Origin of the sequence: Streptomyces sp. NBC_01669 (assembly GCF_026339735.1) — a bacterium.
GTDB lineage: Bacteria > Actinomycetota > Actinomycetes > Streptomycetales > Streptomycetaceae > Streptomyces > Streptomyces yanii.
Map to the genome: position 1 here is coordinate 7,741,681 of NZ_JAPEQG010000001.1, position 20,284 is coordinate 7,761,964.

Here is a 20,284-nt window from a genome sequence, read left to right on the forward strand (position 1 = left end):
CTAGACTGAGGTCCTACACGTGGACCGGGGGAGACGTTGGATCTTGAGGCAGCGGGGGTGCGGGGAGCTGAGCCAAGACCGTACTTCTTTCTCAGTTACGCCCATACGCCAAGGAACGATCCAAAGGACAAGGACCCGAATCTCTGGGTCGAGCGGTTCTACCGGGACCTGTGCGCCCATGTTCTGCAACTGACATCGCTGCCCGCCGGGGTGCCCGCCGGCTTTCTGGATCAACAGATGCAGCCGGGCGAAGGATGGCAGGAGCGGCTCTCCGAATCCCTTGCGTACTGCAGGGTCTTCGTGCCTCTCTACTCGCCACGCTATTTCCTGAGTGAACAGTGCGGACGTGAGTGGTACGCATTCTCCAGCCGTGTGGTCCATAACCAGGCGGCGCGGAGCAACGGAAGTCAGATGTCCGGAATCGTACCGGCGCTCTGGGTTCCCGTACCGCCGCGTCAGCTGCCGCAACCTGCCGAGCGGCTCCAGTTCAACCATGCGACCTTCGGCGACGATTACGCCGACGAGGGGTTCTACGGGCTGATCAAGCTGCGCTATCTGCGCGACCAGTACGAACGCGCCGTCTATCTCCTGGCCAAACGTATAGTCAAGGTGGCGGAACAGACCCGGATGCCCGAGGGCGATCCCCACCAGGACTACGCCTCCGTGCCCAGTGCATTCGGGCCACCGGGGCGGGCGCGGCAGATGGAGATCTCGGTCCTTGCCTGCTCCCATTCCGATCTGCCGGCGGACCGCGCCCCCGACTGCTACGGACCGGCCCAGCGCGACTGGAACCCCTACCATCCCAAGTCGTCCAGGCCGCTGGCCGACCACGCCGTCGACCTCGTCCGCAATCTCGACTACCAGGTAAGGGTGGGGGACTTCGAGACCGAGGCGGAACGGCTGCTGGGGAGCGACCGCCCGACGGCTCCCGGGCTGCTCCTCCTGGACCGCTGGGCCCTCGACGTGCCCCACCGCAGGGAGCTGGTGCGGCGGTTGGGCGAGGTGGGACGCCCCTGGATCAGCGTCATGGTGCCTTGGAACCGTGACGATCCCGACTCCGGCCGTCGAGAGTCCGAACTGCGTGCCGTGACCGAAGGGGCGCTCGAACCGCGTTCCGAACAGGAGAGCGGCCACCGGTCCCACGGAGGAGGCGTTCCCACGCTTGAGGCGTTCAGCCAGGAACTGCCCGACGCGGTGAAGGCCGCCGAACGGCACTACGCGGCCCACGCGGAGACCTTTCCTCCGCGGGGTGAGGGCGGCGGGATCCCCAGACTCCTGCTGGACGGCGTCGGTTATGGCTCAACGAGCGATTCGGTTCCACCTGTTCACGGCAAGGTCCACTACAAGGGCGGCGCCGACGACGGCGAACCCTCCGAGGGGGAGGATCCATCGAATGACCGAGAACCGTGACGGGACCGTCGTCACCTTCTACTCGTACAAGGGCGGTACCGGCCGCACCATGGCGCTTGCCAATACCGCCTGGATCCTCGCGGCGAACGGCTATCGTGTCCTGGCCGTCGACTGGGATCTCGAAGCACCCGGGCTGCACCGGTTCTTCCACCCCTTTCTCGATCTTTCCGATCTGGCCGCCACGCCCGGGCTGATCAATCTGATCACCGAATATCAGGAAGAGGCCCGCAGGCCCGCGCCGCGTGATCCGGACTGGCACCGTGAATACGCCCGGGTCAGACCGCATGCGACCTCGCTCAACTGGGCATTCCAGCACGGCGGAAGTCTCGACTTCCTTTCCGCGGGCCGTCGCAACCGGGACTATTCGTCGACCGTCGGCAGGATGGACTGGGACGATTTCTACGAGCGTTACGGTGGCGGCCAGTTCTTCGACGCCATGCGCGCCGACATGCAGAAGCACTACGACTTCACCTTGATCGACAGTCGGACCGGCCTCAGTGATATCGCCGACATCTGCACCGTTCAGATGCCTCAGGTGCTCGTGGTCTGTTTCACCCTGAGCGACCAGAGCATCGAGGGCGCGTCCGCCGTGGCCCGCGACATCGAGGAACGATTCCACGACAAGCACATCCGCATCCTTCCCGTGCCGATGCGGATCGACGACGGGGAGAAGGAGAAGGCCGACGCCGGACGGGCACTTGCGAAGGACAGTTTTCCCGGCTTCCCCAGCGGACTCGGCAAGGAGGAACTCGCCAACTACTGGGGAACGGTGGAGATCCCCTACCGGCCCTTCTACGCGTACGAGGAGATCCTGGCCACTTTCGGGGACGCCCCCAACATCACCAGCTCCATGCTGACCGCCTGCGAGCGGCTCACCTCGGTGCTCACCGAGGGGCGGGTGAACACATTGCCGCCCATCGACGAGGCGGAACGGCTGGCCTATGTGTCGGCCTACACCCGCCGCAGGCCGGTGCCGCCGTCGAACATCGTCCTCACCTATGCGGCGGAGGACCAGATGTGGGCGGACTGGCTGGAAGCCGTCCTGCTCCGTGCCGGGTTCAATGTCATGCCCGTCGATGTCCGTACCCCCCATACGGCGTGGACCGAGGCGGAGTGGGCGTCGTCCGGCGCCTACCGGATCGTCCCGGTCGTCTCGCAGGCGTACCAGAGTTCGAGCCTTGCCCGAAGCCTGTGGGAGTCGGTCCTGGGCTTCGACCCCTCGGACAGCCGACGCCAGCTCGTCCCGGTCCGGATCAGTGACGTACGGCTGACGCTTCCGCTCAACAGCCGGGGCATCGTCGATGTGGCCCGGCTGGACGAACGCGAAGCGGCCACCGCGGTGCTCACCGCACTGGACCGGACCGAATCCGCCGACGGGTCCCCGGTCGCGCCCGGCGGGCCCCGGTTTCCCGGAGCCGTCCCCGGGGTGTGGAACGTGCGGCCCCGGCACGCCTGGTTCACCGGACGCGGCTCGGTCCTGGAACGGCTGCGCGACCAATTACGCGGCAGCGGCCGCTCGAACCAGCATCTGCCGCAGGTCCTGTACGGGCTCGGCGGCGTCGGCAAGACGCAGGTGGCGCGGGAGTACGCGCACCGGTTCCGGGCCGACTACGACCTGGTGTGGTGGGTCGAGGCCGAGCAGCCCGACCGGGTGGTGTCGTCATTGGCGGAACTGGCCGAGCGGATGGACCTGCGGGCCGGTGAAGTGGTCGCCGAAGCGGCCAGGGCGGCGCTGAACGCTCTGCGCAGTGGAGCGCCGTACGCCCGCTGGCTACTGGTCTTCGACAATGTCGAGGACCTCGACCAGGCGCTCGCACTCTTTCCGGACGAGACCGGTCCGCTCTCCTCGGGTCTCTACGGTCATATTCTCGCCACCTGCCGCAACAAGCCGATATCCAGCCGGGTGGAGGCGGTGGAGGTCGAGGTCTTCACCCGCGCCGAGTCCGTGGAACACCTCTGCCGAAGGGTCCGAAAGCTGCCCCCGCGCGACGCGGACCGGGTGGCCGAAGCAGTCGGCGACCTGCCCCTGGCGGTGGAGGTGGCGGCAGCCTGGCTCGCCGAGACAGCGACCCCGGTCGACGCCTACGTCGAACAGCTCAAGGAACAGAGCACCAAAGTGCTCTCGCTCGGCAGGCCCGAGGACTACGCGCAGAAGATCGGCGCGACCTGGAACATCTCGATCGCCCGGCTGCGCAAGGAGTCCAGAGCGGCGGCCCGCCTGCTGGAACTGTGCTCGTTCTTCTCCGCCGAGCCGATCTCGATGACGCTCATCGGCAGCGACTCGATGTTCCGGTCCTTGCTGCCGTACGACCCGGATCTGCGGGAGCGGTACATGCTCGGCAGGGTCATCCAGGCACTCAACCGCTTCGCCCTGGCCAAGGTCGACCCGGCGGACAGCAGCATCCAGATCCACCGCCTCGTCCAGGCCGCCGTTCGGGCCGGGTTGAGCGCCGAGGAGCGCAACACGGCGGTGCACGAGGTGCACCGCATCCTGGCGGAGGCCCGCCCCGCCCAGGGGGCGGACCAGGACAACCCGGTCAACGATCCGCAGAGCTGGCCGGCCTTCGAGCTGATCTGGCCGCACCTCGGCCCGTCGGGGATCGCCGACTGCGACGAGGCGGAGGCCCGGCAGCTCATGGTCGACCGGATCCGTTACCTCCTCAAGCGAGGGGATCTGGAGAGCGCCCGGGTGCTGGGTACCCAGCTCAACACTGCCTGGACCCAGGAGCTGGGCGAGGACGACCTGCAGACCCTGAATCTCCGCTTCGAACTGGCCAATGCCCTCCGTGCCCAGGGCCGCTACCAGGAAGCGCGGACGATGGACGAGGACACCCTCGCCCGGCAGACCCGGCTGCTGCGCGAGGACCACCCCAGCCTGCTGATCACCACCGGCAGCCTGGCCGCCGACCTCCGGGCACTCGGCCGGTTCGACGAGGCGCTGGCCCGGGACCGGAAGATCCATCACGTCATGGGCGAGACGTTCGGGGACATTCACCCGCGCACCCTCGTCGCCGCCCACAACCTGGCCATCGACTACCGTCTTACCGGCGACAGCGAAGCGGCGCGCAGGCTCGACGAACTCACGGTGGAGCGCCGCAGCACGCTGCTCGGGGTGGACCATCCGTACACCCTGACCACCAAGGGACACCTGGGCCGGGACCTGCGGGAGACCGGGGAGTACGCGTCCTCGGTACAGATCCTGCGCGAGGTCAAAGCCGCATTCGAGCGGGTCCTCAACGCGGATGTGCCGGAGGCGCTGCGTACCGCGAAGAGCCTTGCCGTCTCGCTCCGCAAGGCCGGCCAGCCGCACGAGGCGAAGCGGCTGACGGAGGAGACGTACAACCGCTACCGCGAGCGGTACGGAACGAAGGTTCCGGACGCTCTGGCCTGCGGGCTGAACCTCGCGGCCGACTTCTCCGCCCTCGGTGACAAGCAGGCGGCGCTCGATCTCGCCAACCAGGCGCTCGACGGTTACCGCAACACGCTCGGGGACGAGCACCCGTTCACCCTGGCCTGCCGCAATAACGTCGCCATCTACCTGCGCGGCATGGGCGCGGCCGGGGAGGCGGCGGAATGGGGCGAGGAGGTCCGGGCCGCTCTGGAGGAGAGCCTGGGTGCGCAGCATCCGTTCACCCTCTGCGCCGCGATCAACCTGGCCAACGCCTATGGCGACCTGAACCGGCCCGAACCGGCCGAGAGGTGGGAACGGACGGCCCTCGAAGGGCTGTTGGACCGTTACGGACCGAATCACCCGGACGTGCTGGCCTGCCGCTCCAACCTGGCGAACACCCTGCGCGCGCTGGACAGGGAGAGCGAGGCCGAGCAACTGCGCGCCGAAGTTGTGTCCCTGGCCGTCGAACACCTGGGCGTGGACCATCCCATCGCGGTGGCAGCCCGCAATTGGCGGCGCATCAACCGGGATCTGGAGCCGCAGCCTGTGTGAGCGCGGGACAGGGGACGGGAGCCGCGAGGACGGCCGGTCCGTGCGGTACGGACCGGGTCGTCCCGGGAGCCGGCGCGGCGGCCGGGGTCACCCGGTGGCCCAGCTGAGCACGCGCGTCAGCACCCGCAACGCGCCGAAGTGCGCCGCACCGCGCTCCACCACCAGCTCCGCACCCGGGATGCGCTCCGCCAGCCACCGGGTGTGCTGCACCGGGGCGAAGACATCGTCCTCGCCGTGCCAGAGAAGTACGGGTGAAGTGATGTCCTCAGGACGGAACCCCCAGTCCTTACTGAACGACATGACATCGTCGACCCAGCCGTCGGCGGAGTTGCGCAGACCCTCGGCGAAGTTACGGACCAGCATGGCCCTGATCCCCGTGTCCGACACGATCCCGCGGTCCGAATCGGGCAGCCCGCGGTGCATATCGGCGACCGAACCCATCGGGTCCGCCCGGATCGACGCGGAACGGCGCTCCAGGGCGGCCGTCAGCTGGTGGTGTCCCGCCGCGGCGTTGATGTATTCACGCACGTTGGATTCGGTCATTCCGTCGAACCAGTCGAGGCCCTGGGCGTCACGCGGCGCCAGGCCCACCAGCGCGGCGGTGCGCGCCGTGCGCTCCGGCAGCAGCGCGGCACAGGCGAGCGCGTGCGGTGCCCCACCGGACCGGCCGACCACCGCGAACCGGCCGATGCCCAGGGCGTCCGCGATTGCGGTGACGTCCGCGGCGACATGGGCCACCGACCGCCGAGGTAATCGGTGCGAGGCACCGTATCCGGGACGGTCGTACGTGATGAGATGGATCCCCAGCCGGTACAGGACGGAGCTGCGCGGGGCCGGACCGAGTCTGCTGCCTGGCGTGCCGTGGAGCAGGAAGACCGGCCTGCCGTGCGGATTGCCGTAGTGCTCCACGGCCAAAGCGCGACCGTCCTCCGTGTGGATCAGCTGCTCCATCCGGTGCCTCCCCGTAAGGCCGATACGCGGCAAGTATGAGCGCAGGCTGACGTGTTGGTACATACGCGCACAGGCCTTCTGCCCAGTGGCGGCCGTGCCGACGCGCCGCTACACCCGCTCCTTCCGCAGCGACGGAAGCCGGCGGGCCGCGAAGTCGACCGCGTCGGTGAAGCCGAAGAGGCGGCCGGTCGCCGAGCCCACCGGGCCGCTGCGTACCGCCGCACCGTTGTCCGTGCGGGCGAACTCCGCCCCGAGCGCGGTGAAGTCGCTGTCGTCCAGCGCCACGTCCTCGTACTCCCACCAGTGGCGTCTGCCCCGGGTGGTCACCACACAGCGGTAGGTGCGGCGCGGCGGGGTGGGGACGCGGTACTCGCCGAGGTGGAACGCGGTGCAGGAGTCGAAGCCGGTGCCCAGCAGCAGGACGTGAGCCCGCACGTCGTAGAGGCGGGCCAGCGGCGAGTCCTCGCCGAGGTGGCAGTCGGGGCGGTGGTGTGCGAGCAGCTTGCCGGCGAGGGGGCCGAGGGCGGCGAACGAGGTCTGCGGATGGCTGCTGCGTGCCGCCCCCGGGGTCAGCCGTACGGCCTCCGCGAGCCGGCCCATCGACGGTGCCGCCGTGGTGGCGGGGTCGAACGGCGGCATGCCCGCGCGGACCGCCTCCCGGGCGTGGTCGGGGAGGCCGCGGACCCGGTTGCGGTACTGGGGGGAGGTGTCGGAGTTCTCCGGTGTGAACGACGGGACGATCAGGGTGCCGCCCTCGCCGAGCGCGTCCCGCAGCGCACCGATCACGGCACCGGCCCCGCCGCTGACCGCTCCCACCGCCCGCATCGACGCATGCACCAGGAGGACATCGCTCCGCTCCACGCCGAGCCGGGACAGCTGACCGGCCAGCCGGCTTCGGCGGTGGGCGACGTTCACGGCACTCGGCGCACTGGTGAGACTCACAAGGGGGCATTCTCCCAGCGGAGCGCCATGTGTGATACCCCGCACATTCGGCCGAGGAGTGGCATGTCGCTCATCGGTCCAGAAGGGGTATTTCGATCGCCGGGCAGTGGTCCATCACCATGTCGAGTCCGGCTGCCTGTGTGCGTTCGTACGCTGCGTCGTCGATCACGCCGAGCTGGAACCAGACCGCCTTCGCGCCGATCGTGACGGCCTCGTCCGCGACGGCGCCCGCCAGTCCGCTGTTGACGAAGACGTCCACGACGTCGACCGGGAACGGGATGTCGGCCAGCGACGCGTAGCCCTCCTCTCCGTGCACCCGTTCCGCCTTCGGGTGCACCGGGACCACGCGCTTGCCGAAGCGCTGGAGGACCGCGGCGACGCGGTAGGCCGCGCGCGACTCGTTGTCGGACAGTCCCACCACGGCCCAGGTGTCGCCCGAGTCCCGGAGAATCCTGCGGATCGTCTCAGTCTCGGTCCCTGCTGCGTCTGCGTACATGATGCGGACAACGGACTGCGACCGCGGGCCATTCCCGCTGCTGCGCATAGGGTGGACGGATGCAGGAGCAGTACCGGACAGTCGCCCGAGCGGGCGTGCACGAGACCGAAATCAACCGATCGCGCTTCATCTGCGCGCTCGCCCCCGCCGCCACCGAGCAGGAGGCGCAGGACTTCGTCGCACGCATCCGCAGGGAACACCCGACCGCCACCCACAACTGCTTCGCGTACGTGATCGGCGCCGACGCCTCCGTACAGAAGGCCAGTGACGACGGGGAGCCCGGTGGCACTGCGGGCGTCCCCATGCTGCAGATGCTGATGCGCCGGGAGATGCGGTACGTCGCCGCCGTCGTCACCCGCTACTACGGCGGGGTGAAGCTCGGCGCCGGCGGCCTGATCCGGGCCTACGGAGGAGCGGTCGGCGAGGCGCTCGACGAGCTGGGCACGATCACCCGGCAGCGGTTCCGGCTCGCCACGGTCACCGTCGACCACCAGCGGGCAGGCAGGCTCCAGAACGACCTGCGCGCCACCGGGCGGGCCGTCCGGGAGGTCCGGTACCAGGAAGCGGTGATCATCGAGATCGGGCTGCCGGACGCGGATGTCGAGGACTTCCGGCGCTGGCTGGCCGATACGACGGCGGGTGAGGCGCTGCTGGAGCTGGGCGGCGAGGCGTACGGGGACACCTGAACGCACTCGACGGGGTGGCACGGCCGCGCTGCGGATCCGGAAATCGGTGGGGGAGAGCGAGCCGCGCCCCTCAGCCTCTCGGAGTACTTCCGGCCGACGCCGCCGGTGACACCCTCGGGGACGTGCTGCGCGGCGAGCATCACGGGCGTACCACTGGTTCGGAGCGATCCCCCCGTCGGGCTTCTCCGGCAGGATCTCGCCGTCGCCCGGGCCGCATACCGGCAGGCGGAACGGCTCGGCATCGGAACGCCGATCGATCTTCTTCGCCGAACACGTCGGAGGCGGTGCGTGGCGATGGGAGACTGTGGGCTGTGAGGAAACAGGTTCGTGAGGGATCAGGGGCGCAGCGGCGCTAGCGTGGTCGGTGCCGACCGTGCGCTCCCGCGCCGGTCCGGTGCGGCTCCCGGGCAAGACAGGCGTGGACGCTGGGTGCGAAGGAAGAGAAACATGCAGGTCGGAGCCAGGTCTTGAGGATTCTGCACACATCGGACTGGCACCTGGGGCGGTCGTTCCACCGGGTCTCGCTGCTGGAGGCACAGGCCGCCTACCTCGATCATCTGGTGGCGACCGTCCGAGAGCGCGAGGTCGACGCCGTCGTCGTCGCGGGTGATGTCTACGACAGAGCCGTGCCCCCGCTCTCCGCCGTCGAGCTCTTCGACCGGGCCCTGCACCGGCTCGCCGCCGCGGGCGTACCCACGGTGATGATCTCCGGGAACCACGACTCGGCCCGCAGGCTCGGCGTCGGCGCAGGACTGATCGGGCGGGCCGGCATCCATCTGCGTACCGACCCGGCGGAGTGCGCCACCCCCGTCGTCCTGCACGACGAGCACGGCGATGTGGCGTTCTACGGGCTGCCCTATCTGGAACCGGCCCTCGTCAAGGACGTGTTGAAGGCTGAGCGGGCCGGACACGAAGCGGTGCTGACCGCCGCCATGGACCGGGTCCGCGCCGACCTCGCCACCCGGCCGGAATCCACCCGCTCCGTGGTCCTCGCCCACGCCTTCGTCGCGGGCGGCGAACCCAGCGACAGCGAGCGCGACATCACCATCGGCGGTGTGGCCGCCGTACCCGCCGGCGTCTTCGACGGCATCGACTACACGGCGCTCGGCCATCTGCACGGCTCCCAGGCCGTCACCGACCGGGTGCGCTACTCCGGCTCACCCCTCGCGTACTCCTTCTCCGAGGTCGCCCACCGCAAGACCATGTGGCTGATCGACCTCGGAGCCACCGGAACGATCACCGCCGAGCGGATCGACTGCCCGGTGCCCCGTCCGCTCGCCCGCCTCCGTGGCCGCCTGGACATCCTGCTCGAAGACCCGGCGCTGGCCCGGCACGAGGAGGCATGGGTGGAGGCGACCCTCACCGACCCGGTCCGTCCGGACGAGCCGATGGCCCGCCTCCTGGACAGGTTTCCGCACACCCTGAGCCTGGTCTTCGAACCCGAGCGGGCCCCCGGGGATCCGCTCGCCTCATACGCACAGCGCCTCAGGGGGCGCGACGACCAGCAGATCGCGGAGGACTTCGTGGCGCATGTCCGGGGCGGGAACGGGGCGGACGAGCAGGAGCGCACGGTGCTGCGCGGCGCCTTCGACCACGTACGGGTGGACGACGGCGTGCGCGAGGTGAACCGTTGAGACTCCACCGGCTCACCCTCACCGCCTTCGGCCCGTTCGGCGCCACCCAGGAAGTCGACTTCGACGCGCTCTCCGCCGCCGGACTCTTTCTGCTGCACGGACCCACCGGAGCGGGGAAGACCTCCGTCCTCGACGCCGTCTGCTACGGGCTGTACGGCGCGGTGCCCGGAGCCCGCCAGAGCCCCGGCACCTCACTGCGCAGCGATCACGCCCCGGCCGGCCTCCCCACCGAGGTCCGGCTGGAACTGACCGTCGGCGGACGGCACCTGGAGATCACCCGGCGCCCGGCCCAGCCCCGCCCCAAGAAGAAGGGCGAGGGCTTCACCACCGAGAAGGCGCAGAGCTGGCTGCGCGAGTACGACCCCGAGCACGGCTGGCGGGCGCTCAGCCGCTCGCACCAGGAGATCGGCGAGGAGATCACCCAGCTCGTCGGGATGAGCCGGGACCAGTTCTGCCAGGTGGTGTTGCTGCCGCAGGGCGACTTCGCACGCTTCCTGCGCGCCGATGCCGAAGCCCGCGGCAAACTGCTCGGCAGACTCTTCGACACCCGCCGCTTCGCGGCCGTCGAGGAACGGCTCACCGAACTGCGCCGTACCACCGAGACGCAGGTCAAGGCCGGGGACGAGCAGATCCTCGGGATCGCCCAGCGGATCGCCCAGGCCGCCGGACCTGCTGCCGGTGAACTGCCCCTGCCGGACGCCCGGCCTGGCGATCCGGGACTCGCGGACGGCGTACTGGAGTGGGCTGCAGTGGCCCGCAGCAACGCCCGGGAACGGCTCGACATCGCCGAGTCCGTACTCTCCGCAGCCGAGAGTGGGCAGGCCCTCGCCCGCCGCGAACTCGACACCGCACGCGAACTCGCCAGACTCCAGCAGCGGTACGAGGAAACGCGCCGCCGCGCCCGCGAGCTCGAAGCCCGCCGCCCCGAGCGGGACCGGCAGCGCGAGCGGCTCGAACGAGCGCGCAAGGCTGAACTCGTCGCCCCCGCACTGGAGTTGCGCGACGACGCCGAGCGCGCCCACCGGACTGCCCGAGCGGCCCATGAGCGCGTCCGCGCCCAGCTGCCCGACACCCTTGTCGACGCGGGTGCCGAGCAGTTGGCAACCCTGGAACGCAGGCTCCGGCAGGAGCTCGGCGGTCTCGACGCCGCGCGTCGTGCCGAGCGGCGCAGCGCGGAGATCGACACCGAGCGAGCCGAACTGGAACGCCAGGCCCGCGCCGACGACGAACTGATCCAGGAAGCGGAAGGCTGGCTGGCGGGCTGGGGGTCCACCCGCCACGAGCTCCAGGAACGCATCGAGACGGCACAGGAGTCCGCGACCCGCGCCGAACACCTTGCGGGGCGGCTGGAGCCGGCCCGCCGCCGCCTGGACGCGGCCCGTCGCCGCGACGCGCTCGCGGCCAAGGCGACGGGTGCGGCCGACCGGCTGGCCGCGGCGCGCGAACGCGCCCTGGGTGCACACGAAAGGTGGCTTGAGCTGCGTGAGCAGCGGCTGCGCGACATCGCCGCCGAGCTTGCGGCGGAACTCGTCGACGGCGAGGCCTGCAAGGTCTGCGGGTCGGGCGACCACCCGGAGCCCGCGCGGGCAGCGGAGGGGCATGTCGACCGGGCGGCCGAGGAGGCGGCTCTCGCCGTGTACCGGCGTGCCGAGCAGGCGCGTACAGAGGCGGATCGGGAGCTCGGAGTCGTACGGGAGAAGCACGCGGCGGCGCGTGCCGCGGCGCTGCCCGTCGTGGGGACCACTGCCGACGATGCCTCTGACCGCGGAGCCGCCGGGACTGCCGATGACGGGCCCCATGCTGCTGAACCTGCCGTTGTCGAACTTGAGGCGCTGGTCGCCGAGTTGGCTGCCGAGCACGCCCATGCGCACCGTACCGCCGCCGGAATGCACGCCGCGCGCGAGGCCCTCGCGGTCGCCGAACGGGAGCAGACCGAGAGGCGTGAAGCGCGGCAGCAGGCCGAGCGCCGCTCCGCCGCCCGGACCTCGCGGCGGGAAGGGCTCGATCGGGAACAGGCTGGACTGGAAGCCGAGTTGACGGCCGCGCGCGGCGAATCCGGCAGTGTCGCCGCGCACGCTGCCCTGCTGGAGCGCCGGATGGCTCTGCTCGCCGACGCCGCCGAGGCGGTGCGCGCCGAGGAGTTGGCGGCGCGGCGCAGCAAGGAGGCCGACGGCCGGCTCGCGGACGCCGCGTTCCGGGCCGGGTTCGACACACCTGAGGCTGCCGCTGCGACCCTGCTCACGGACGCCGAGCACCGCGACATCCAGCACCGGATCGATGGCTGGCAGGCCGAGGCCGCAGCCGTCGCCGAACGGCTCGCCGAGCCCGAGACCTGCGCCGCCGCCGAGCACCCGGAGGCCGACCCCGACGCCGCACAGGCCGCGTACGACGCGGCCGAGGGGCGGCTGCGGAACGCCGCCGCCACGCTCGCCGCCGCCCGGGAGCGCTGCGCCGAACTCGGCCGGCTGTCCCGCCGCGCGGCGCAGGACGTGCGCGCACTGGGACCGCTGCGCGACGAGTACGACCGGGTGGCCCGACTGGCCGGGCTCACCGCAGGCACCTCCGCGGACAACGAACGCAAGATGCGGCTGGAGTCGTACGTTCTTGCCGCCCGGCTCGAACAGGTCGCCGCCGCCGCCACCGCACGGCTGCAGCGGATGTCGTCGGGCCGCTACACGCTCGTCCACTCCGACGCCCGCACCGGAGGCCGCCGGTCCGGCCTCGGACTGCATGTCGTCGACTCCTGGACCGGCCGTGAGCGCGACACGGCGACGCTCTCGGGCGGCGAGACGTTCTTCGCCTCCCTGGCTCTGGCGCTCGGTCTCGCCGACGTCGTCACCGACGAGGCGGGAGGGGTCCGGCTGGACACACTCTTCATCGACGAGGGGTTCGGCAGCCTCGACGACCAGACCCTGGACGAGGTCCTCGACGTACTGGACTCGCTGCGCGAGCGGGACCGCAGCGTCGGCATCGTCAGCCACGTCGGCGATCTGCGTCGCCGGATCCCGGCCCAGCTCGAAGTGGTCAAGGAGCGGCACGGATCGGCGGTGTTCCACCGCGCGGCCGGCGGGGTCAGCGGCTGATCGGCCGCCGGGGGAGGGGCGAGGAGTAGACGACGCTGGTGGTGACGGAACCGAGCGTGCCGATCTTCCCCGCGACCTCCTCCAGGTGGCTCATCGAGCGAGCGGTCACCTTGAGGACGAAGCAGTCGTCGCCGGTGACATGGTGGGCTTCCACGATCTCGGGCGTCGCGTCGAGAAGATCGTGGAACGGCTTGTAGTGTCCGTTCGGATAGCGCAGCCGTACGAGGGCGAGAATCGGCAGTCCGAGCGCCTCCGGGTCCACCACGGCGGCGTACCCACTGATGATTCCCGCCTCCTCGAGGCGGCGCACCCGCTCCGTCACCGCGCTCGGGGACATCGCGACGGCGCGGGCCAGCTCGGCGAAGGTCGCCCGTCCCTCGCGCTGCAGGACATCGAGGATGCGCCAGTCGGTGGTGTCCGGGGAATAGTCGGTCATATCTCAGAGACAACAGGGAAATCCCCGGTGGATCAAGACTTGTGCCGGGGATCTCACCTTCCGGCAAAGGATCACTGGTCGTAGATTTTTGGTCATGACTTCACAACTCACCGCCTCCGCAGCCAACCCCGTCCTCCGCGTTCCGCCGGCCGCACCGGCCGAGGCCGCCGCGTACTTCGGCGCCTCGCTCGCCTTCCACGCCGACGTCTCCGATGTCGCCGCCGCTCTCGCGGCCGACGGTGACCCCGGCTTCGTCGTCCTCGACTCCCGGTCCACCGCCTCCTGGGACCAGGGGCACGTCCCCGGTGCGATTCACCTGCCCACCGCGCTCATCGCCGAGCAGGCCCGGGATCTCCTCGACCCGGACGTCCCCGTGGTCACGTACTGCTGGGGCCCCGGCTGCAACGGCGCCACCCGCGCCGCGCTGGCACTCGCCGAACTCGGCTACCAGGTCAAGGAGATGCTCGGCGGTTTCGAGTACTGGGCGCGTGAGGGCTTCGAGTTCGAGACCTGGGAGGGACGCGAGCGGCGCACCGCGGACGCGCTCACCGCGCCGGTCGACTCCGACGACTGCGGCTGCTGAACGGCGAACGCGGCAGGTCCGTCATGCCCGCGTGGCACGTCGGGAACCCGTCCGACAAGCCGGGCGGACACCGCAGGAGGGCCGACCACCGGGCAGGACATCGACGTCGAGCGCGGCTTCAGGCGCTGCGACCGGGACCCTCCCCGATCAGGGCGGTGAACAAAGGCGCGGCGTCGACCCCCGCAGGCAGGCCACTGACCTGGCCGTCACCGACCTCCACCACCCGCCACACCCCGTCGTCGCGCAGCGCGAGATCGGTCGTTACCCAGTGGCAGCCGAGCTGTTTCACCGCGTCGCGTACGGGGTCGAGTGCGGGCGACGGCAACCGGTCCGGGGTGTCCGGGTGGGCGGTGACCAGCACCGGCTCGCCGTCCACCCACCACACCCGAGCCTCACCGCCCGGTACGAACGGTTCGTACGCGCGCAGCACCAGACCCCCGGCGAGCGAGTCCCCCTGCAGCTCGCAGAACCGTCCGGCGACCGAGGCGAGGTGTGCCCGGTCCGTCAACTCCGGTACATAGCAGGCCTCGTGCCACTCGTGCTTGCGGGACTTCACGAAGTCCTTCACGATCCCGGGCCCCGCGCCGAGTGGTTCGGCCAACGCCGCCAAGACCACCGACGCCGTGAGCGCCGCCGGCGCCTCGTCGCCGGAGGCGCTGCCGCTCACCGCCACGGGACGCCACACGCTGCGCGGTGTCAGCCCCGCGAACACCCCGTACCAGCCCGGCAGTTCATGAGCGCGGCGGTACGCGGAAGCATCCGTCATCAGCGAGCAACCACGGGCGGTGAGCGCCCGCTCCAGCTCCTCGTACCGGCTCGCCGGAATCATCCAGCCCCGGTACCAGTACGGTCCGGAGCCGCGCTCCACCCGGGCGAGTGCAGCCCCGAGGTCCCCGGCGAGCAGTGCGTCATGGTCCAGCAGCGCGACCCGGCCGCCGCACTCCCGTACCGTTTCGGCTTCCCCGGCGAACTGTGCGTCGGGGCGCGTGGAACGCAGCGGGTCGCAGCAGAACAGGAACCTTGTCATGATCGTTGCGCCGCTCTCTTCCAGCAGAGGGGAAGTGGCCGGGCCCACCGTACCGAGCGGGGCCCGACCGCCTTCGTGTCGAAAACCGTCCGGATCAGAGCTTCGACAGCTCGTCGACCAGATCGTCCAGACCCAGCGGCCCCTGTGACAGCGCTGCCATGTGCCAGGCCTTCGCGTCGAACGCGTCGCCATGCGCCTTGCGGGCGTTCTCCCGGCCCAGCAGCCAGGCACGCTCGCCCAGCTTGTAACCGATGGCCTGCCCCGGCATGGAAAGGTAGCGGGTCAGCTCGCTCTCCACGAAGTCCGCCGGCCGGCCGCTGTGGTTGCCGAAGAACTCCTGCGCCAGCTCGGGTGTCCACCGCTCACCGGGGTGGAAGGGGGAGTCCGCCGGGATCTCCATCTCCGCGTGCATGCCGATGTCCACGATCACCCGGCAGGCACGCATCATCTGCGCGTCCAGGTAGCCGAGACGGCGCTCGGCGTCGGGCAGGAAGCCCAGCTCGTCCATGAGCCGCTCCGCATACAGCGCCCAGCCCTCGGCATTGGCGCTGACGATGCCGATCGACGCCTGGTAGCGGGAGAGACTGTCGGCGACATGGGCCCACTGGGCGATCTGCAGGTGGTGGCCCGGGACACCCTCGTGGTACCAGGTGGAGACCAGGTCGTACACCGGGAAGCGGGTCTCGCCCATGGTGGGCAGCCAGGTGCGGCCGGGGCGCGAGAAGTCCTCGGACGGACCCGTGTAGTACGGGGCCGCGGCGCCGCCGGGCGGTGCGATCCGGGACTCCACCTTCCGTACCCGCTCGGCGAGTTCGAAGTGCGTGCCGTCGAGGGCTTCGATCGCCTCGTCCATCAGGCCCTGCAGCCAGGCCTGGACCTCGTCGACACCCTCGATGTGCTTGCCGTGCACATCGAGATGGGCCAGCGCCTCCCAGGGACCGGCCCCGGGCAGCACCTTCCCGGCCTCGGCCTTCATCTCGCCGAGCAGCCGGTGATACTCGGACCAGCCGTACGCGTATGCTTCGTCGAGATCCAGATCGGTACCGTTGAAGTAACGCGACCAGCGGGCGTACCGCTCCCGGCCCACCGTGTCGGGCGCACCCTCGACCGCGGGGGCGTACACATCGCGCATCCAGTCGCGCAGCGCCTGCGTGGCCTCCGTGGCCTGGCGGGCGGCGTCGTCCAGATCCGCGCGCAGCGAGTCCGGGCCCGCGGCGACGAAACCCTGGTAGAACCCGGTTCCGTCCTGCCCGACCCACTCGGTCAGCTGGCCGATGAAGGTGGCGGTGGCGCGCGGACCGCCGTACAGCTTCCGCTCCAGGCCGAGCGCGAGCGAGGCGCGGTACCCCTCCAGGGCTCCGGGAACCGCCAGCAGCCGCTCCACGATCGCCGCCCAGTCCTCATCGGTCTCGGTCGGCGTCACCGTCAGCACCTCACGGACGCTGTGCGCCGGCGAGTGCAGGTTGGAGACGGCTCGCAGGCTCTCGTCGGCCTCATGGACAGCGATCTCCGCGGTCAGCCGTTCCCGCAGCAGGCGGCCACAGCGGCGCTCTGCGTCGCTGTCCGCGCCCGGGAGCTGCTCGGCGGCGTCGAGCTTCACCAGGGTGGCGCGGGCGAGCTCGGCAAGGGCTTCCTGCCCGGCGGGGGAGAAGTCGGGAAGACGGCGGGAGCTTTCCACTACACCGAGGTAGGTGCCTGAGATCGGGTCGAGTTCGATGAATGCGTCGACGTAGGCGTCGGCGACCTGGCGGGGCAGCGCGCTGTTCGAAGTGTCTGACATGCGGACATCTTCGTACGGCCAGGGGGCCCGCGTCACTATCGATAGACGTCAGGGACCTGACACAGTTCATTCCGGTTCGACGCCGTGGACGCGGATCACCGACCGCGGTGGCCGGAACCGGTCATTTGGATTCTGGGGTCCTTCCGGGCGCCGTGGCGGCCGGCGGCAACAGCGGCCCGCACTCCCACTGCTGGAATATCAGCCGCGTCTCCACCCGGGCCACTTCGCGCCGCGAGGTGAACTCGTCGAGCACCAGCCGCTGCAGATCCGCGGTGTCGGCAACGGCCACGTGGACCAGATAGTCGTCGGGGCCGGTCAGATGGAAGAGCGCGCGGGACTCCGGCAACGCCCTGATCCGCTCGACGAACGGGCCGATGAGCTCCCTGCGGTGCGGGCGGACCTGCACCGACAGCAGCGCCTCCAGGCCACGGCCGATCCTGGCCGGGTCGAGACGCAGCCGGTGGCCGAGAATCACGCCTGAGCGGCGCAGCCGGGCCACCCGGTCCAGACAGGTCGACGGTGCGACCCCGACCTCGGCGGCGAGCTCGCGGTACGTGGTCCGGGCATCGTTCTGCAGCAGCCGCAGAATGTGCAGGTCCACCGGGTCCAGAACGACGGAATCAGCCATTCGCCGAACGTAGCACGGTGTTTCGACGGCATGGCCCGGCACCTGTTCAGAGTGGTGTCATGGACACCGAAGCCTCGATGCGGCCCTCGACGACACCCCGGTCCAGGGCGCTGGCCACCGAAGCCGTGCACGCCGGACGCGACGACCTCGCTGCACTCGGCCTGCACGCCCCGCCGATCGATCTGTCCACCACCTACCCCTCGTACGACTCCAGGGGAGAGGCGGAACGGATCGACACCTTCGCCACCACCGGCGCCAAGCTCGACGGGCCGCCCGTCTACGCCCGGCTCGACAACCCGACCACGGCCCGGTTCGAAACGGCTCTGGCCCGGCTCGAGGGGACCGAGAGCGCTGTGTCGTTCGCCAGCGGCATGGCGGCGCTCACCGCGGTTCTGCTGGCCCGCGCGAGCATGGGCCTGCGCCATGTGATCGCTGTCCGCCCGCTGTACGGCTGCAGCGACCATCTTCTCGGTGCCGGCCTGCTGGGCACCGAAGTCACCTGGACCGATCCGGCGGGCATCGCGGAGGCGATCCGTCCGGACACCGGTCTGGTCGTGGTCGAGACACCGGCCAACCCGACGCTCGCAGAGGTCGACATCCGGGCGCTCGCGCACTCCTGCGGATCGGTTCCGCTGCTCGTCGACAACACCTTTGCCACCCCGGTCCTCCAGCGGCCCGTCGAGCACGGCGCACGGATCGTTCTGCACAGCGCCACCAAGTACCTGGGCGGGCACGGCGATGTGATGGGCGGCGTCGTCGCCTGCGACGAGGAGTTCGCGGCCCGGCTGCGACAGGTGCGGTTCGCCACCGGCGGGGTACTGCATCCGATGGCCGGATATCTGCTGCTGCGGGGTCTGTCCACCCTGCCGGTACGGGTGCGTGCCGCCTCCGCGAGCGCCGCCGAACTGTCCCGCCGGCTGGCCACCGACCCGCGCATCGCCAGGGTCCACTACCCGGCGGTGGGCGGGGCGATGGTCTCCTTCGAGGTGTACGGGGATCCGCACCGGGTGATCTCCGCCGTACGGCTCATCACTCCTGCGGTGAGTCTCGGCAGTGTGGACACCCTGATCCAGCATCCGGCCTCCATCAGCCACCGCATTGTGGATGAGGGAGACCGGCAGGCTTCCGGGGTCGGGGACCGGCTGCTGCGTATGTCGGTCGGCCTGGAGGACGTCGAGGACCTGTGGGCCGATCTCTGTCAGGCGCTCAGCGACCCGCCTGCTCGTACGACGGCAGGGAGCGTACCGGAGTCGCTTCCAGCCGGGCGGTGATGACGAGCGTGCCCTCCTCGATCTGGTAGTCGAGGGGAAGCTCGAGGGCTCGCATGGCGGCGACCATGCCGGTGTTGGACGCCTGGGTGACGGCGTAGACGCTGTCGCAGCCGGCCTCGACGGCGAGCGTCACCAGGCGGCCGAGGAGCTCCGAGCCGATGCCCCGGCGCTGCCAGTCGTCCTCGACGAGGAGGGCCACCTCGGTCTCGTCACCGTCCCAGAGGAGGTGTCCCAGGGCGACCAGGCGGCCGGAGGCCGTCTGGACGGCCAGGGTGCGGCCGAACCTGGGGCTCAGCAGGTGGTCCAGGTAGCGGTCGGCATCGCGGACCGGACCGTGGTAGCGCAGCCGCAGTGTCTGCTCGGAGCAGCGGTCGTGCATGGCGCGGGCGGCGGCCAGGTCGCTCCGGTCCGCGCGGCGGACGGTGATCTCGTTGCCCTCGGGGAGCGTGAGCACGTGCTCGCTGCGCGGGACGCGGGGGCCGAGCCGGGCGTCGAGCTCCACCAGTGCGCGGGCCCGGGCGAACTCGGTCGGGGTGAACGGCAGATAGGGCCGCTCGATGGTGATCGCACCGCCGGACGGGTCGCGCAGTCGCATCACCGTCTCCTCGAGCATCCCTTCGACCGGTGCGCTCTCCCCGGTCGCACGGCCGGTGACCGAGACGGCAGGCAGCGAGTGGATGGTGCAGCGACCGAGCAACTGGCGCAGCGCGAGCGGGAGTTCAGCGGCGTCCAGGGCGGTGCGGGTGGCGAGTCCCAGGATCCGCGTCGGGGCGTCCACCAGGTCGTGCGCGTCGGCCCGCTCGATCCAGGTGGAGCTGCCGCCCGCGGCGGAGATCGCCCGGCTCAGCTGCCGGACCTGGAGCGAGGCGGGGGCGCGCAGCAGGAACTCGTCGACCGTGCCCTGTGCCAGCGGATGCGTCTGCAGAGTGAGGATGTCGATCCGGTGCTGGGCGAGCGTGATGCAGAGCGCGGCGAGACTGCCGGGGGCGTCCCGGACCGTGGTGCGCATCCGCCACAGCACCGTGTCCTCGTCGGACGGGGCCGGACCGGCGGCGGGCGTGGTCACGAGTGCGGCGGCAGCGGTGGCCGCCGCGTTGTCGGTGACCGTGTGGTGGGACAGGCCCACGCTGTGGTCGCCGGAGGTCGGCGGCGGGGCGTGACTGTGCCGCCGTGCCCACCAGGTGTGGAACGCGGCCGTCGCCACGAGGGCCAGGGCCGAGGCGATCAGCAGATACGGTCCGTCGGGCTGGTGCCCGATCATGTTGGCGATCGCGTCGGCCACCGCGACGGCGGTGAACAGGGCGGCCAGCTCGATCAGGTCCCGCCGCCAGTGGTGTGGGCGGCGGGCGCTCTTCGCGGATGTCACATCAGTCATGAGCTCACTGTGACGGAGCGGTGTTGCCTGATCGCGAAC

15 protein-coding genes are annotated in these 20,284 nt (G+C 70.6%); 7 read left to right on the forward strand and 8 right to left on the reverse strand.

The annotated features are described in order from the left end of the window. The first annotated feature begins 57 nt into the window (after positions 1 to 57). Both OG972_RS34715 and fxsT read left to right on the forward strand, forming a co-directional pair. A complete protein-coding gene (locus tag OG972_RS34715; RefSeq protein WP_266990887.1) occupies positions 58 to 1,410 on the forward strand; it encodes a TIR-like protein FxsC in 1,353 nt (450 codons plus the stop codon). Then, positions 1,394 to 5,353 carry an FxSxx-COOH system tetratricopeptide repeat protein gene (fxsT, locus tag OG972_RS34720; RefSeq protein WP_266988337.1) on the forward strand — a complete coding sequence of 1,320 codons (3,960 nt, stop codon included), beginning with the start codon at positions 1,394 to 1,396 and terminating at the stop codon, positions 5,351 to 5,353. The genes OG972_RS34715 and fxsT overlap by 17 nt, the downstream gene beginning before the upstream one ends. An 87-nt stretch (positions 5,354 to 5,440) precedes the next feature. Here fxsT and OG972_RS34725 read toward each other — a convergent pair whose 3' ends face one another. From OG972_RS34725 to OG972_RS34735, 3 genes are all read right to left on the reverse strand, one after another. Continuing rightward, entirely contained in the window at positions 5,441 to 6,304 is an 864-nt protein-coding gene (locus tag OG972_RS34725) for an alpha/beta fold hydrolase (protein ID WP_266988339.1), read from the reverse strand. 108 nt (positions 6,305 to 6,412) lie between these two features. Continuing rightward, the gene (locus tag OG972_RS34730) at positions 6,413 to 7,219 is read right to left on the reverse strand and encodes an aminoglycoside N(3)-acetyltransferase (protein WP_266990889.1); all 807 of its coding nucleotides are present in this window, start codon (positions 7,217 to 7,219) and stop codon (positions 6,413 to 6,415) included. A 97-nt stretch (positions 7,220 to 7,316) separates the two neighbouring features. Next, entirely contained in the window at positions 7,317 to 7,742 is a 426-nt protein-coding gene (locus OG972_RS34735) for a CoA-binding protein (protein WP_266988341.1), read from the reverse strand. A gap of 59 nt (positions 7,743 to 7,801) precedes the next feature. Between OG972_RS34735 and OG972_RS34740 the strand changes: the two genes are divergently transcribed. The 3 genes from OG972_RS34740 to OG972_RS34750 all read left to right on the forward strand — a co-directional run bounded on the left by OG972_RS34740 (position 7,802) and on the right by OG972_RS34750 (position 13,145). Then, complete coding sequence (locus OG972_RS34740) at positions 7,802 to 8,428, forward strand: YigZ family protein (RefSeq protein ID WP_266988343.1); 627 nt, start codon at positions 7,802 to 7,804, stop codon at positions 8,426 to 8,428. 467 nt (positions 8,429 to 8,895) lie between these two features. Continuing rightward, complete coding sequence (locus tag OG972_RS34745; RefSeq protein ID WP_266988345.1) at positions 8,896 to 10,062, forward strand: exonuclease SbcCD subunit D; 1,167 nt, start codon at positions 8,896 to 8,898, stop codon at positions 10,060 to 10,062. Then, complete coding sequence (locus OG972_RS34750; RefSeq protein WP_266988347.1) at positions 10,059 to 13,145, forward strand: SMC family ATPase; 3,087 nt, start codon at positions 10,059 to 10,061, stop codon at positions 13,143 to 13,145. The genes OG972_RS34745 and OG972_RS34750 overlap by 4 nt, the downstream gene beginning before the upstream one ends. On the opposite strand, the gene OG972_RS34755 is transcribed toward OG972_RS34750, so the two are convergent. Then, positions 13,135 to 13,581, reverse strand: coding sequence for an Lrp/AsnC family transcriptional regulator (locus OG972_RS34755; protein WP_266988349.1), 447 nt, complete (start codon positions 13,579 to 13,581; stop codon positions 13,135 to 13,137). The two genes, OG972_RS34750 and OG972_RS34755, sit on opposite strands and share 11 nt — an antisense overlap. Positions 13,582 to 13,669: 88 nt before the next feature. Here OG972_RS34755 and OG972_RS34760 point away from each other — a divergent pair, with 88 nt between their 5' ends. Then, complete coding sequence (locus OG972_RS34760; protein ID WP_266988351.1) at positions 13,670 to 14,164, forward strand: rhodanese-like domain-containing protein; 495 nt, start codon at positions 13,670 to 13,672, stop codon at positions 14,162 to 14,164. Positions 14,165 to 14,282: 118 nt separating this feature from the next. Here OG972_RS34760 and OG972_RS34765 read toward each other — a convergent pair whose 3' ends face one another. The 3 genes from OG972_RS34765 to OG972_RS34775 form a co-directional block, all read right to left on the reverse strand. Further along, positions 14,283 to 15,191 carry an ATP-grasp domain-containing protein gene (locus tag OG972_RS34765; protein WP_266988353.1) on the reverse strand — a complete coding sequence of 303 codons (909 nt, stop codon included), beginning with the start codon at positions 15,189 to 15,191 and terminating at the stop codon, positions 14,283 to 14,285. A gap of 94 nt (positions 15,192 to 15,285) precedes the next feature. After that, entirely contained in the window at positions 15,286 to 16,971 is a 1,686-nt protein-coding gene (locus tag OG972_RS34770) for a DUF885 domain-containing protein (protein ID WP_266988355.1), read from the reverse strand. A gap of 121 nt (positions 16,972 to 17,092) precedes the next feature. After that, entirely contained in the window at positions 17,093 to 17,599 is a 507-nt protein-coding gene (locus OG972_RS34775; protein WP_266988357.1) for an Lrp/AsnC family transcriptional regulator, read from the reverse strand. A gap of 59 nt (positions 17,600 to 17,658) precedes the next feature. Here OG972_RS34775 and OG972_RS34780 point away from each other — a divergent pair, with 59 nt between their 5' ends. Beyond that, positions 17,659 to 18,870, forward strand: coding sequence for a PLP-dependent aspartate aminotransferase family protein (locus tag OG972_RS34780; RefSeq protein WP_266988359.1), 1,212 nt, complete (start codon positions 17,659 to 17,661; stop codon positions 18,868 to 18,870). Here OG972_RS34780 and OG972_RS34785 read toward each other — a convergent pair. Further along, positions 18,806 to 20,236 carry a GNAT family N-acetyltransferase gene (locus tag OG972_RS34785; RefSeq protein WP_266990891.1) on the reverse strand — a complete coding sequence of 477 codons (1,431 nt, stop codon included), beginning with the start codon at positions 20,234 to 20,236 and terminating at the stop codon, positions 18,806 to 18,808. The genes OG972_RS34780 and OG972_RS34785 overlap by 65 nt on opposite strands. Positions 20,237 to 20,284 lie beyond the last annotated feature (48 nt).